Source organism: Candidatus Poriferisodalis sp. (assembly GCF_965237655.1).
Taxonomy (GTDB): Bacteria; Actinomycetota; Acidimicrobiia; order Acidimicrobiales; family Poriferisodalaceae; genus Poriferisodalis.
On the sequence record NZ_CBDEGB010000002.1, the window covers coordinates 1,975,622 to 1,987,942 of the forward strand.

12 protein-coding genes and 1 tRNA gene are annotated in these 12,321 nt (G+C 65.8%); 9 read left to right on the top strand and 4 right to left on the bottom strand.

Annotated elements, in window-relative coordinates; genetic code table 11:
• Positions 1-206: 206 nt before the first annotated feature.
• The 3 genes from polA to ACPXYO_RS17325 form a co-directional block, all read right to left on the bottom strand.
• Entirely contained in the window at positions 207-2,927 is a 2,721-nt protein-coding gene (gene polA, locus ACPXYO_RS17315; protein WP_423923197.1) for a DNA polymerase I, read from the bottom strand.
• 63 nt (positions 2,928-2,990) lie between these two features.
• Positions 2,991-3,566, bottom strand: a complete 576-nt coding sequence (locus ACPXYO_RS17320; protein ID WP_423923199.1) for an ANTAR domain-containing response regulator — start codon at positions 3,564-3,566, stop codon at positions 2,991-2,993.
• Positions 3,567-3,824: 258 nt separating this feature from the next.
• Positions 3,825-3,907: transfer RNA gene (locus ACPXYO_RS17325), tRNA-Leu, on the bottom strand.
• Between the two features lie 80 nt (positions 3,908-3,987).
• Here ACPXYO_RS17325 and fabD point away from each other — a divergent pair.
• The 5 genes from fabD (at position 3,988) to ACPXYO_RS17350 (ending at position 8,539) form a co-directional block, all read left to right on the top strand.
• On the top strand, positions 3,988-5,238 hold the full coding sequence (gene fabD, locus ACPXYO_RS17330; protein WP_423923201.1) for an ACP S-malonyltransferase: 1,251 nt from the start codon (positions 3,988-3,990) through the stop codon (positions 5,236-5,238).
• 14 nt (positions 5,239-5,252) lie between these two features.
• On the top strand, positions 5,253-6,218 hold the full coding sequence (locus ACPXYO_RS17335; RefSeq protein WP_423923203.1) for a beta-ketoacyl-ACP synthase III: 966 nt from the start codon (positions 5,253-5,255) through the stop codon (positions 6,216-6,218).
• A gap of 52 nt (positions 6,219-6,270) precedes the next feature.
• Entirely contained in the window at positions 6,271-7,005 is a 735-nt protein-coding gene (gene fabG, locus ACPXYO_RS17340; RefSeq protein ID WP_420443379.1) for a 3-oxoacyl-ACP reductase FabG, read from the top strand.
• 108 nt (positions 7,006-7,113) lie between these two features.
• Positions 7,114-7,347, top strand: coding sequence for an acyl carrier protein (acpP, locus tag ACPXYO_RS17345; protein ID WP_423923206.1), 234 nt, complete (start codon positions 7,114-7,116; stop codon positions 7,345-7,347).
• 10 nt (positions 7,348-7,357) lie between these two features.
• Positions 7,358-8,539 carry a beta-ketoacyl-[acyl-carrier-protein] synthase family protein gene (locus tag ACPXYO_RS17350; RefSeq protein ID WP_423923208.1) on the top strand — a complete coding sequence of 394 codons (1,182 nt, stop codon included), beginning with the start codon at positions 7,358-7,360 and terminating at the stop codon, positions 8,537-8,539.
• Positions 8,540-8,597: 58 nt separating this feature from the next.
• Here ACPXYO_RS17350 and ACPXYO_RS17355 read toward each other — a convergent pair whose 3' ends face one another.
• Entirely contained in the window at positions 8,598-9,764 is a 1,167-nt protein-coding gene (locus tag ACPXYO_RS17355) for a serine hydrolase domain-containing protein (RefSeq protein WP_423923210.1), read from the bottom strand.
• 183 nt (positions 9,765-9,947) lie between these two features.
• Here ACPXYO_RS17355 and ACPXYO_RS17360 point away from each other — a divergent pair, with 183 nt between their 5' ends.
• The 4 genes from ACPXYO_RS17360 to ACPXYO_RS17375 are packed head-to-tail and all read left to right on the top strand — an operon-like array spanning position 9,948 to position 12,295.
• On the top strand, positions 9,948-10,301 hold the full coding sequence (locus ACPXYO_RS17360; RefSeq protein ID WP_423923212.1) for a hypothetical protein: 354 nt from the start codon (positions 9,948-9,950) through the stop codon (positions 10,299-10,301).
• A complete protein-coding gene (locus tag ACPXYO_RS17365) occupies positions 10,249-11,544 on the top strand; it encodes a CapA family protein (protein WP_423923214.1) in 1,296 nt (431 codons plus the stop codon). Before ACPXYO_RS17360 ends, ACPXYO_RS17365 begins: the two co-directional genes overlap by 53 nt.
• Before the next feature lie 34 nt (positions 11,545-11,578).
• Positions 11,579-11,881: a type II toxin-antitoxin system Phd/YefM family antitoxin gene (locus ACPXYO_RS17370; protein WP_423923216.1), complete on the top strand. Its 303-nt coding sequence runs from the start codon at positions 11,579-11,581 to the stop codon at positions 11,879-11,881.
• A gap of 3 nt (positions 11,882-11,884) precedes the next feature.
• The gene (locus tag ACPXYO_RS17375) at positions 11,885-12,295 is read left to right on the top strand and encodes a type II toxin-antitoxin system VapC family toxin (RefSeq protein WP_423923218.1); all 411 of its coding nucleotides are present in this window, start codon (positions 11,885-11,887) and stop codon (positions 12,293-12,295) included.
• Positions 12,296-12,321 lie beyond the last annotated feature (26 nt).

Here is a 12,321-nt window from a genome sequence, read left to right on the forward strand (position 1 = left end):
AAGTCGCTCTTCGAAGCACCGTTGGCCCCTTCGTCGCTTGCACCGTCACCGCCCGGCCCCTCCGGTGGGGCCTCGGCAGAATCTTCGAGTTCGGGAGCGGGGGCAAGTGCGTCGGTCACGGAGGGAATGCTCAGGTCGGCAATACGGGCGCAGGCGGCCGAGCGAGCCGCACACAGCGCACGGGAAGGCTACCGGTTTGGTGCTGTTCAGCCCTTGGCGTCTGCCCAGGTGGAGCCCATCGCGATGTGGACTTCCAGCGGAACCGCCAGATCGGCGGCATCCCGCATTGTCTCAACCGTCAGCTCGGTCACTTCGGCGGCCTCGACGGGGTGCACTTCGAGAATTACTTCGTCGTGCACCTGGAGCACCAACCGGCTCGCTGCAGAAAGGTCCCCCAAGGCCGCATCAAGCCGGACCAGCGCGACCTTGAAGATGTCCGCGGCGAGTCCTTGGATCGGAGCATTCATTGCCTGACGCTCAGCAGCCTGGCGTACACGGAAGTTGCGAGAGCTCAACTCGGGAAGCGGGCGGCGACGTCCGAAGGCCGTCTCGGTGTAGCCCCGATCACGACTCTGCTTCACCACCCCGTCCATGAACGAGCGCACCTTCGGGAACGCTTCGAAGTACGCGTTCAGTATTCCTGCCGCCTCGTCCGTGGGCACGCCGAGGCGCTGGGAGAGGCCGTACGCCTCCATCCCGTAGGCCAGCCCGTAGCTCACCATCTTCGCCACCGACCTCTGCTTCGGGTTGACATCGCCCGCGCCGATGCCGAACAGCGAGGCGGCCGTTGCGCTGTGGATGTCTTGTCCTGCCTCAAAGGCTCCCACGAGACCCGGGTCGCCGGACAGGTGGGCAATCACGCGCAGCTCGATCTGGTTGTAGTCGGCGATGAGAAGCTCGAATCCATCGGCAGGCACGAAAGCACGCCGGAACAACCGGCCCTGTTCGGTCCGCACCGGGATGTTGTGCAGATTCGGGTCTTCGGAACTGAGCCTGCCGGTGCGAGCGACCGTCTGGTTGAACGTGGCGTGGATGCGATCATCCGGGGCGACGCACTCGAGCAAGCTGACGCCATAGGTGGATCGCAGCTTCTCCACTTCCCGGAAAGCCAGCAGTCGGTCCACGATCAGGTGCTCCGCCCGCAGCGACTCCAGCGCTGCTGCGCTCGTGGAATACCCGGTCTTCGTCTTGCGCTGCGGCGTCAGCCCTAGGTCCTCAAAGAGAACCTCGGCCAGCTGCTTGGGCGAATTGACGTTGAGATCGTCTCGGCCGGCCAGCTGTCGCACCTCGGCTTCCAGCGCGAGCACTTCGCCGGTGAGATGATCACGCAACGACTCCAGCTCGCCGCGGTCGACGCCGATCCCGACGGTCTCCATGCGAGCCAGGACTGAGATGAGCGGACGCTCGATGTCCTGATACAGGTCGGACATTCCCAGGTCTGCGAGTTGCCGGTCGAGCATCGGCGCCAGCATCGCCACGGCGAGTGCGTCGCGACCAGCCACCGCGCCCCCAGATGGCCCGCCGGCGTCGAGATCGTCGAAGCCCAACTGGCCCTGGGTGTCCCCGTCGCCGAACTCGGTGCCGCAATGTCGAGCGAGGAGCGTGCCCAGCTCGTCGCGTCCCTCGGATGGCTGGATGAGGTAGGCGGCGATCGCGGTGTCCACGGCGAGCCCCGCGAGCGTCGCTCCGGCATCGAGATCGTCCGCAAGGCGTGCGAGTGCGCGCATCAGCGACTTCGCCTGGTGAACGTGGACGCCTGGTCCATCGCTCCCGACCAGATGCGCTACTGCCCGGGCAACGTCCGGCAGTACGAGATGCTCGGAACCGAGAGCGAGCACGGTCCCCTGCGAGGGGTCGATGGCGACCGCAAGCACACCCAACGTGCCATCACCCTCGATGGCGAACCCGAGCGCGACAGGTCCGTCTTGTTGGGCCAGCTCGCTCAGCAGCGCTGTGGCATCGGCGCTCGAGGCGATCGGCAGCAACTGCGCGTCCGCAAGCCGAGCAGTGTCGGGCGAACTCGTGTCCGGTGCCAGCAGACCGTCCAGCGGAGTGCCGACCAGGGCGTCCCGGAGCCGGGTGTGCAGGCTGCCGAACTCCAAGAACTCGAACGTGCGCGCTGCGAGCTCGGCATCGAAGCTGTCCCAGCGGAGATCAGCTGATGTCACTTTGATCGGCGCATCCATCCGCAAGGTCATGAGGTCGATGTTGCGCCGCACGACATCGCTGTGCGCCGCAAGATTCTCGGCCAGCTTCGGGGTCTGCTGCGCGGCCGCGGCCAGCAACTCCTCGACGTTGCCGTATTTGTTGAGGAGCTTGGCGGCAGTCTTCTCTCCGACCCCAGGCACTCCTGGCAAGTTGTCCGACGGATCGCCACGAAGCGCGGCGTACTGCACGTAGAGGTCCGGGGTGACACCGGTGCGCTCTGCGATACCCGCTTCGTCGTAGAGCGCATAGTCAGTGACGCCACGCCGGTTGTACAGCACCCGGATCCTGGGATCGTGCACGAGTTGGTACACATCGCGGTCCCCGCTGACGATCAGCACATCGTCGCCGCGTTGTTCGGCCTCAAACGCCAGGGTGGCCAGCAGGTCGTCGGCTTCGAAGCCCGAGCAGTCAACGGCCGAGATGTTGAGCGACTCGAGAACCTGCCGCACCAGACCCATCTGGTCGATGAGCGTCGAGGGGGTTTCATCGCGGTGCGCCTTGTACTGCGGCTCCGCGATGTGGCGGAACGTCGGCTCGCGACGGTCGAAGCACACCGCTATGGCGTCGGGACGGTGATCCCGTACCAGGTTGATGAGCATGGACGTGAACCCGAAGACGGCGCCGGTGGGCTGTCCCGAGCGGGTGGCCATGTCCTCAGGAACAGCGAAAAAAGCCCGGTAGGTAAGGGAGTTCCCGTCGAGCAACAGGAGCTTCGACATCGGAACTCTCCCAACTGTGTCGGGGGCGGTCGCCTCAGGCTGGCAGATTCAGATGGGCAGGTTCTAAGGAGTCAGCTGTCCATCGACGACCTGTTGAGCGATGTCTCGCATCTTCGCGCGGTTGGCCATCGCCGTACTCCGGATGAACTCGAACGCGTCCCGCTCGGAAAGCTGGAAGTCGTCCATAAGCAAGCCCTTCGCACGCTCCACGGCTTTGCGTGTCTCCAGCTTCTCCTCGAGGCTCTCGACCGTGTCTTCTAGCTCTCTCATTTCCGTGAAGCGACCCCACGCCACCTCGATGGCCGAGACCAGCTCTTCACGCTGAAACGGCTTCACCAGGTATGAGAGCACGCCGGCGTCTCGGGCTTCGGAGATGAGGTCGCGCTTGCTGAACGCAGTAAGGATGAGCACAGCGGAGGTGCGGTCGCCCGCCACCTCCCGCGCTGCGTCCAGGCCGTCGCGCCCGGGCATCTGGATGTCGAAGATGCACACCTCGGGCTGATGCAGGCGGGCCAATTCCACTGCCTCGTCACCTCGACCCGTCTCCGCCACGACCACGTAACCCTCGTCTTCGAGCATCTCGCGCAGATCGAGCCGGATGATGGCCTCGTCCTCTGCGATCACGACTCGCTTGGACACTCGCGCTCCCCTGGCGGAAGAAGGTCGCACCGGCGGGACAGGACCTGCCGGGCTGCTGCGGATCGGTCAGCCTACCGCTGCGCCTCGGCGGCCTCCCCGAAAATCCTGCCGAAGGGGGCTCTTGGGCTCGCATAGGCTTGGAATGCGCGCACTGGTGAGACGGCGCCGGACTTGGCAGACACCGCTCGGGTGAACCGGCACCGTCTCGCAGCGCACCCTAGAGATGCGCGCGAGATGTACCCGCTGTTTTTTCTCGGGTGCCCGGGGCGGGATTCGAACCCGCACGCCCGCGAGGGCAGAGGATTTTGAGTCCCCCGTGTCTGCCGTTTCACCACCCGGGCTACGGGTTGCCCAGCGTACTCAGCGACGCGGTCGCCCTTGCGCCGGATCGCCACCTACCCTTTGCGCTGAACCCCGATGAATGTTCACCGCGTCGTTGCCCGGGCACGCGCCCGTCTCGCTGCACCGGCGTTCCCGAGGAGGCCGAGTGCTCGCATTCACATTTCCGGGTCAGGGCTCTCAGCAGCCCGGCATGGGTGAGCCCTGGACTTCGCACGAGTCGTGGGAGCTAGTCGAAGAATCATCTGACGCCTGCGGACGCGACGTCGCGGCGCTGTTATGCGAGGCCGACGCCGACGAGCTGCGCCATACCCGCAATTCGCAGCTCTCCACCTTCGTGCTGTCGATGGTCGTGCTCGATGCAGTCGAGCGCACCGGTGCGACCTTGTCGTTCGCCGCAGGGCACTCGCTCGGCGAGTACAGCGCGCTGACCGCGACCGGCGCCTTGGCCTATGACGATGCCGTGCGACTCGTCGCCGAACGCGGCGAGGCCATGCAGGTTGCCGCCGATGAGCAGGAAGGAACGATGGCGGCGGTGCTCGGTCTCGACGACAACCTGGTGGCGGAGGCGTGCGAGGCCACCCCGGGCGACGTCTGGGTCGCGAACTACAACGCTCCGGGACAAGTCGTCATCGCAGGCTCTCCTGACGCCGTCGCCGTCGCTGGCGACGAAGCGAAATCGTCGGGGGCGAAGCGCCTCATGCAGCTGCCCGTCGGCGGCGCATTCCACACACCGTTCATGCAGCCCGCCCGAGACCGGCTGCGCAAAGCGCTGGCAGAGGTCGAGATCCGCGCTCCGAGCGTGCCGGTCGTGGCCAACGTCGATGCGCGCCCGCGTTCGGATGCCGACGAGTGGCGCACGGTGCTGGCCCAGCAGCTCACGAGCCCAGTGCTGTGGCGGGCCAGCCTCCATGCGTTGGCCGATTTAGGAGTCACGACATTCGTGGAACTCGGCCCCGGCAAGGTGCTCACCGGCATGACCAAGCGCACGCACAAGGGTGCGAGCGTGCTGTCGGTCAGTGCCCCCGCCGAGATCGACGCCTTCATGGAAGAGCTGGCGAACGATGCCCCTTCTGCGCCCACGGTTATGGGGGGCGAGAACCTCTACGTCACCGAGCGACTGATCGTGAGCCCGTGCGCGGGGATCTTCACTCTTGGCGCTGGCGTGCGCGACGGCCAGCAGATCAGGGTGGGCGATGTGATCGGGCACGTGGCCGGAGAGGAAGTGCGCTCTGCATTTGCGGGTACTGTCATGGGGATCATGGCCGTCGAAGGTGAACGAGTCACCGCACGGCAACCCGTCGCGTGGCTGCGAACGGCAGACGGCACCTGAAGGAGAGGCCACAGATGACGCTCACTGCGGGTAGCGCCTCGAGCGCGCGCATCGTCGGCATCGGCACGGCGCTCGGAGAGCGCGTCATGACCAACGACGACCTGGCAGAGATGGTCGACACTTCCAGTGAGTGGATCATCGAGCGCACCGGCATCAAACAACGAAACATCGGCGGCACCACCGCAGGGTTGGCGGCACGAGCGGGGGCAGCGGCGATGGAGGTCGCCGGCGTCGACCCTTCCGGCATCGACATGCTCATACTCGCTACCACCACACCGGACCGCTGCGTTCCCGCTTCGTCGTCGAGAGTGCAGGAAGCCCTCGGTCTCGACTGCGGCGCAATGGACGTCAACGCCGCGTGCTCGGGCTTCGTGTACTCGCTGGTTGCGGGTCACGGCATGATTGCCATGGGTCACGAGCGTGTGCTGGTCATCGGTGCTGAGGTGCTCTCCCGAATCACCGACTGGACTGACCGGGCCACCTGCATTCTCTTCGCCGACGGTTCTGGAGCCGCAGTGCTCGAGCGCAGCGAAGAGGGCTCCGATCTCCTCGGCTGGCATGTCTCCAGCGACGGCACCATGGAGGATCATCTCTACTGCGAGCACGACGGCTACATCCAGATGGCCGGCCAGGCGGTCTTCAAGAAGGCCGTGCTCGTGATGGAGGAGTCGGCACGCCAGTCGATGAAGCAGGCCGGACTGACGCCCGACGAGATCGACGTGGTTGTTCCGCACCAGGCAAACGTCCGAATCGTCGAGACCGCCTGCAAGCGGCTGGGCATTCCCTTTGAGAAGGCTGCGATGGTCATCGAACGCACCGGCAACACCTCGTCAGCGTCGATCCCCCTGGCGCTCGATGACGCAGTGCGCGGCGGACGAATCAGCAAGGGCGACCACGTACTGCTGGTCGGATTCGGGGCCGGCATGACCTCTGCCTCGGCGTTGCTGCGCTGGTCGGGTGCTCCGGCCCAGGCTTCGTGAGCCGGAAGATTCCCGCACGATCCGGCGACCAACACCACGCACTCGGCACACGATGAACGCCTCAACTGCGCGCCCCTCAACAGCACGGACGGTGCTCGTCACGGGCGGCAGCCGCGGCATCGGATTGGCGACAGCGCGCCTGTTCGCCGATGCAGGCCACCATGTCGCCGTCACGAGCCGCACCGAGGCACCTGACGACGAGCGGCTGCTGTGGGTGGCGTGCGACCAGGCCGACAGCGATGCGGTCGACGCCGCCTACCGTGACATCGAAGCAGAGCTGGGACCGGTCGAGATCTTGGTCGCGAACGCCGGGATCACGCGGGACCAGCTCGTGCTCCGCATGGCCGACGAGGACTTTGCCGCTGTCGTCAACACCAATCTCACAGGCGCGTACAGGATGGCCAAGCGGGCAGCGAGGCCGATGCTGCGGGCGCGCTGGGGACGGCTGATCTTCGTGTCCTCGGTGGTCGGTCTGCTGGGGTCTGCGGGTCAGGTCAACTACGCCGCATCCAAAGCTGGCCTCGTGGGGATGGCCCGGTCGCTGGCTCGCGAACTTGGTTCGCGTGGCATTACCGCGAATGTCATTGCCCCTGGGCCGGTCGCCACCGAGATGTTCGGTGCCTTGAGCGCCGAGCAGCAGGCCGCGATTACCGGGGCTGTTCCGCTGGGCCGCGTGGCAGAGCCGTCCGAGATCGCCGCTGCAGTGGCGTTTCTGGCGTCCGACGACGGCGCCTACATCACCGGGGCTGTACTACCCGTCGACGGCGGCCTGGGGATGGGTCACTGAACGATGGCGGCATCCGAGCAGGACGTTGACCGTCCGGGATCTACACTTCGCACTCGCACGACCGTCGCTGGATCGTGCGAGTAAGAACCCACACATGAGGGGATCAGCATGAGTGACACGTTGGATCGATTCCGGGACTGCGCCGTCGAGGTGCTGGCCGTGGATGCCGAGCAAGTCACGCCCGAGGCCAGCTTCGCTGATGATCTCGACGCCGACAGCCTGGACCTCGTCGAGTTGGTGATGGCTCTGGAAGAGGAGTTCGACATCAACGTGGACGAGGAAGAGCTGGAAGGCGTGACCACTGTCGCCCACGCGATCCAGCTGGTCGAATCCAAGCTGTGAGCTGCAGCCAGTGAGCGACAGACGTCGGGTAGCTGTCGTCGGCCTCGGCGTCATTTCGTGCGCTGGGACCGGCGTGGACGACTTCTGGCAGGGTTTGAACTCCGAGCCGCCAGAGGGCGAACGTCGCGTCACCGACTTCGACCCAGCGACGTACTTCGACAACCCCAAGGAGGCGCGGCGGGCCGATCGGTCAACTCAGCTCGCCATGGCATCGGCTGCGCAGGCCGTCGCCGACGCAGGCGACTTGGCGTCCGACCCGGCGCGCTGTGGAGTGATCTACGGAACGGGCGTCGGCGGACTTCAAACCTTCGAAGACCAGGTTCTCGTGCTCGACCGCAAGGGCCCACGCCGGGTATCGCCGTTCATGATCCCGATGATGATGCCCAACGCTCCCGGTGCTGCGATTTCGATGCGGTATGGCCTGGCTGGCCCCTGCGAGGTTCTGACTACAGCCTGCGCAGCTGGGACTCACGCGATCGGGTACGCAACGCGGCTGATCCGCGCCGGAGCCGCCGACGTGATCTTGGCCGGCGGCTGCGAGTCGGTGATGACTCCCGTGGGCACCGCTGGCTTTGTCAACATGACCGCGCTGTCGACGAGCGGCGTCTCGATGCCGTTCGACAAGGAACGCGACGGCTTCATGATGACCGAGGGCGCCGCCACTCTGGTGCTCGAAGACTGGGACTCGGCGGTCTCGAGGGGCGCAACCATCCACGGCGAAATCCTTGGTACCGGGTCCAACGCCGACGCCCACCACATCACTGCACCGGCACCCGGTGGCGCGGGTGCGTTGCGCTGCATGCAGCTCGCCATCGAAGATGCCGGATTGACACCAGCCGACATTGTGCATGTGAATGCTCACGGAACGTCCACCCCGCTGAACGACGCTGCAGAAGCCGAGGCGCTCAACAAGCTGTTCGGCCCGAGCGGGCCGCTGGTGACGTCAACCAAGGGCGTCACCGGCCACGCGCTCGGGGCCGCAGGAGCGTTCGAGGCCGTGGCGGTGCTGATGTCGATGCGACATCGCAAGATCCCGCCGACAGCCGGCTGGACCACACCCGATCCCGAACTCGCGGAGTTCAACCTGGTGACCGGTCAGGCTGCCAACTGGGAGCCCGGCCCCTCGCTTAGCAACTCGTTCGGCTTCGGCGGCCACAACGGCTGCGTGGTGCTGGGCCCAGCCGTCTCCTGAACGACGGCCGCCAAGCGAGGCGCCCCGCGGCCAGCTCCCCGTGGGAGGTCCCCGGGGGCTACAGGCTGTCGTAGGTGGCGGTTTCGATGTCCTCGTACAGCTGGTACGAACGCGCATCCGCGAACGGCACAACCTGGCTGATGTAGCAGCCGGCTACCTGGTTCGGCAGGTCGATCCAGAAGAACGAGTTGGCCAGCCCGGCCCACATGAGGCCGCCAGCCGGGCGACCGGTCGGCGCAGGCTCCTCATTGATCTGGAACGTGAGGCCCCAGGATTTCTCGAGTCCAGGGAAGAACTCTGCATCGTTGGAGTACGGCGGGATAGCGGAGTGCAGCATCGTGACCCGCAGGTCGCCCATGGCATTGGACACCATCTGTTGGTGCGTGTCGGCCGAGACGATCTGGCGGCCGTCGACGCTGCCGCCGTTGAGCATCATCGACAGGAAGCGGCAGTAGTCGTCGATCGTGGAGTACAGGCCGCCGCCTCCCATCTCCATTTCGGGGTCCTGGGGGATCTCGAATGGCATCTCGACCAGCGAGCCGTCCTCCATCCGGGCATGCATGGCCGAGATTCGCGACCGCATGTCATCGCTGATTCGAAACGCAGTGTCGGACATGCCAAGCGGCCCGGAGACGTTCTGCGCGAAGTACTCCCCCAGCGACATTCCTGACACTGTCTCGACCATTTGGCCGGCGTAGTCGATGCCTGTTCCGTACATCCAGCGTTCGCCCGGATCGAAGAGCAGCGGAATGCTGAGCGTCGACTTCTGGCACTCGGTGATGCCAGGCGTGCCCGTGGCTTCCTGGTACTGCCCGAGCTCTGCGCTCCAGATGTCGTAGCCCATGCCGGCGGTGTGGGTCAGCAGCTGTCGCAGCGTGATGTCGCCATTGCGGGCCCGGGTGACGGGTGCACCGCTGTCGTCGAACCCGGTGAGCACATCGAGCTCGTCCAGCAGCGGCAACGTTTCCCCCGCGGGGCCGTCGAGCGAGAGCTTGCCCTGCTCGACGAGCTGCATTGCTGCGGTGCCCGTCAGCGCCTTGGTCATCGAGGCGATCCAGCAGACGGTGTCGTTGGTCATCGCCACATCGCTGTCGGCGCCGCGTGTGCCCGCCGCAGCGGAACAGATCTCGCCGTCTGGTCCGACGATCTTTGCCACTGCGCCGACGACATCGCCGTCGGCAACTCCCCGGTCGAGAATCCCCTGAACTGTGTCTGCAAGTGCCATGAGCGTCTCCTTGTCCGCAGCCAGACGTGGCCCGACGCCGGGCGGCCCAGCGTGCGCGACGCTAGTTCGCGCTCCGGACTGCGTGACACCGACGTGACCTCATCTGGCGGCTGAGCGAGACGCGGCCGCGCTGAACACTGCGCGAGACTCGGCCTCACGCAATCGGACCCAAGGGGACGTCTCATGGCAGAACCACAGCAGCTTCCGCTTACGCAGACCCACATCGACCATTCCGACCTCATGGACTTCGATTTCGAGATCACCACGCAAGGCCCGCCGATCGACTGGCCCGAACCGCTGCCGGTCGTGTACCAGACCGATGCCAACTTCGGCATCGGCTTCGCCGCCGACGTCGGCGATTCGATGGGTGGGCTGTTCGGCTGCTACACGCTGTTCAACCACGGCGGTTTCTTCAACCGCTATGTCATCGGCAGCCCGTGGATCTGCTGGCATCATCCGCTGGTGTTCGACTACGAGGCGGCGTATGCCGACGCCAACGACGACCTCGATGCGGTCGTGTACCTGGCTGCAGGCTGAGGCGCTGCTGAACTCGACCGCGGACCGGAGGCGGCGCCGAGCGGACGTCTTGAAACGCGCATGGGTGCTCGTAGCGGGCGCTTCTGTGCTGGCCGCAGCCTGCAGCGCCAGCACCGTGCAGGTGGCCCCGCCGCCGACGACGGCCACGGTGGCACCGGCCCCAGCGACGAACGACGCCATGGATGCAGCCGCGAGTCACGGGCAGCCGGCCGCGTCGCCTGTGGCCACGACGATTTCGTCGCCCGCTGGTGAAGCGGCGCCTGCTGCGACAACCACCGCAACACCGTCGACGACTGAGCCCGATCTGAGATGGACCCTGCTGGCAGGCGGCGATGTGCTGATGGATCGCAGCGAGGCCGCCGGCATCGATCCGTTCGCCGGAATCGAGCCATTGCTGGACTCAGCCGACGTAGCTGTCGTGAACGTGGAGATGGCCATCAGCGAGCGTGGCGATCCCGCCGACAAGGAGTTCGTCTTCCGGGCGCCACCGTCCGCCGCCGAGCACATCGCTGGCGCTGGCGTGGACGTTGCCAACTTGGCGAACAACCATGCCGGCGACTACGGGCCTGATGCGCTCGTCGACACGGTTGAGCTGCTCGAGGCCGAGGGAGTGATCGCGCTCGGGGCGGGAGCCACCAGCCCCGAGGCCTACCGGCATCGGATCATCGAGGTGCGACCGGGCGTTCGCGTCGCGTTCGTCGGGGCCTCGATGGTGGTGCCGCTCGACTTTCCGGCCACCCGGACGCGCGCAGGCATCGCGTCGGCCTATCAGCGCGAGCGAGTGCTCGCGAACGTCCGGGTGGCTGCGGGGGACGCCGATGTGGTGATCGCGGTCGTGCACTGGGGCGTCGAGCGGATGACCTGTCCCGATGGACGGCAGCGCGACTTCGCCTTCGAGCTGTTGCGCAACGGCGCTGATGCGGTGATCGGCCAACACCCTCATGTGCTGCAGCCCGTCGTATTCGGCGACGGGAAGCTGGTGGCCTACTCGCTCGGCAACTTCGTGTGGCACTACCGGTCCGGCATCACCGGTGAGACCGGTGTGCTGCAGATCGACTTCGACGGCGATGAGATCGCGGGTTGGTCGTTCCACCCGCACCTGCTCGACATCAGCGGTGCTCCCGTTCCCGCCGCCGAGGGCGGCCGAGTCGACCGGATCAACGACATCATCTCGGGCGACTGCGCCCGCCACCAGCCTCCTCCCATCACCACTCCCCCAACGCCAGTCAGCGGCGCTGGATGAGGAGTGGGATCTCCTGCGGGTAATGTACTTCTCGATGTACATTTCTGAGTTTGCGATAACGGATCACCAATCCATCGCCGAGGCACGGCGCAATCTGTCGACGCTGGTCCGCGAGGCAGAGGGCGGCAAAGCAGTCCAATTGACCCGCAGGGGTGAGCCCGTGGCAGTCCTGATCAGCTGCCGGGCTTTCGAACGGCTCGCTGCCAGCCATCGGAGTTTTGACGAGGCGTATCGGGAATTCGCCGACAGCGCCAGACTCACCGAGCTGGAACTCGACCCTGACGAGCTCTTCGGAGATCTGCGCGACCGTGTACCCGGCCGCGACGTGTCGCTGTAGCCGATGCAGTACCTCCTCGACACGAACATCGTCTCAGAACCGTTGCGGCCGCAGCCGAATGCGGAGGTGCTGCACCGTCTTCGTGAACATGACGGTGAAATCGCGATACCGGCACTGGTCTGGCACGAACTTCGGTTTGGCTGTTGCCGACTTCCCCAATCACACCGACGCGACGCGATCGAACGCTATATCGACGAAGTCGTGTTGGGACGCTTCGCGATAGAGGACTACGACCGCCGGGCGGCTGATTGGCACGCGCGGGAACGCGCGCGATTGGCCGCAGCCGGCGCGACACCGCCCTTTGTCGACGGTCAGATCGCGGCCATCGCAGCGGTCAACGGGTTGATCCTCGTGACCGCCAACACGTCGGACTTCGCAGCCTTCGATGACTTAGACATCGAACACTGGATGTGAAACCGCCGCCCCAATGTCAGCGATGC

What these genes read in the sequence shown, in the direction of transcription:
- polA (WP_423923197.1), bottom strand. Translation starts at nt 2,927, where the DNA reads ATGTCGAAGCTCCTGTTGCTCGACGGGAACTCCCTTACCTACCGGGCT.
- fabD (WP_423923201.1), top strand. Translation starts at nt 3,988, where the DNA reads ATGTTCACCGCGTCGTTGCCCGGGCACGCGCCCGTCTCGCTGCACCGG.
- ACPXYO_RS17335 (WP_423923203.1), top strand. Translation starts at nt 5,253, where the DNA reads ATGACGCTCACTGCGGGTAGCGCCTCGAGCGCGCGCATCGTCGGCATC.
- fabG (WP_420443379.1), top strand. Translation starts at nt 6,271, where the DNA reads ATGAACGCCTCAACTGCGCGCCCCTCAACAGCACGGACGGTGCTCGTC.
- acpP (WP_423923206.1), top strand. Translation starts at nt 7,114, where the DNA reads ATGAGTGACACGTTGGATCGATTCCGGGACTGCGCCGTCGAGGTGCTG.
- ACPXYO_RS17355 (WP_423923210.1), bottom strand. Translation starts at nt 9,764, where the DNA reads ATGGCACTTGCAGACACAGTTCAGGGGATTCTCGACCGGGGAGTTGCC.
- ACPXYO_RS17360 (WP_423923212.1), top strand. Translation starts at nt 9,948, where the DNA reads ATGGCAGAACCACAGCAGCTTCCGCTTACGCAGACCCACATCGACCAT.
- ACPXYO_RS17365 (WP_423923214.1), top strand. Translation starts at nt 10,249, where the DNA reads ATGCCGACGCCAACGACGACCTCGATGCGGTCGTGTACCTGGCTGCAG.
- ACPXYO_RS17370 (WP_423923216.1), top strand. Translation starts at nt 11,579, where the DNA reads ATGTACATTTCTGAGTTTGCGATAACGGATCACCAATCCATCGCCGAG.
- ACPXYO_RS17375 (WP_423923218.1), top strand. Translation starts at nt 11,885, where the DNA reads ATGCAGTACCTCCTCGACACGAACATCGTCTCAGAACCGTTGCGGCCG.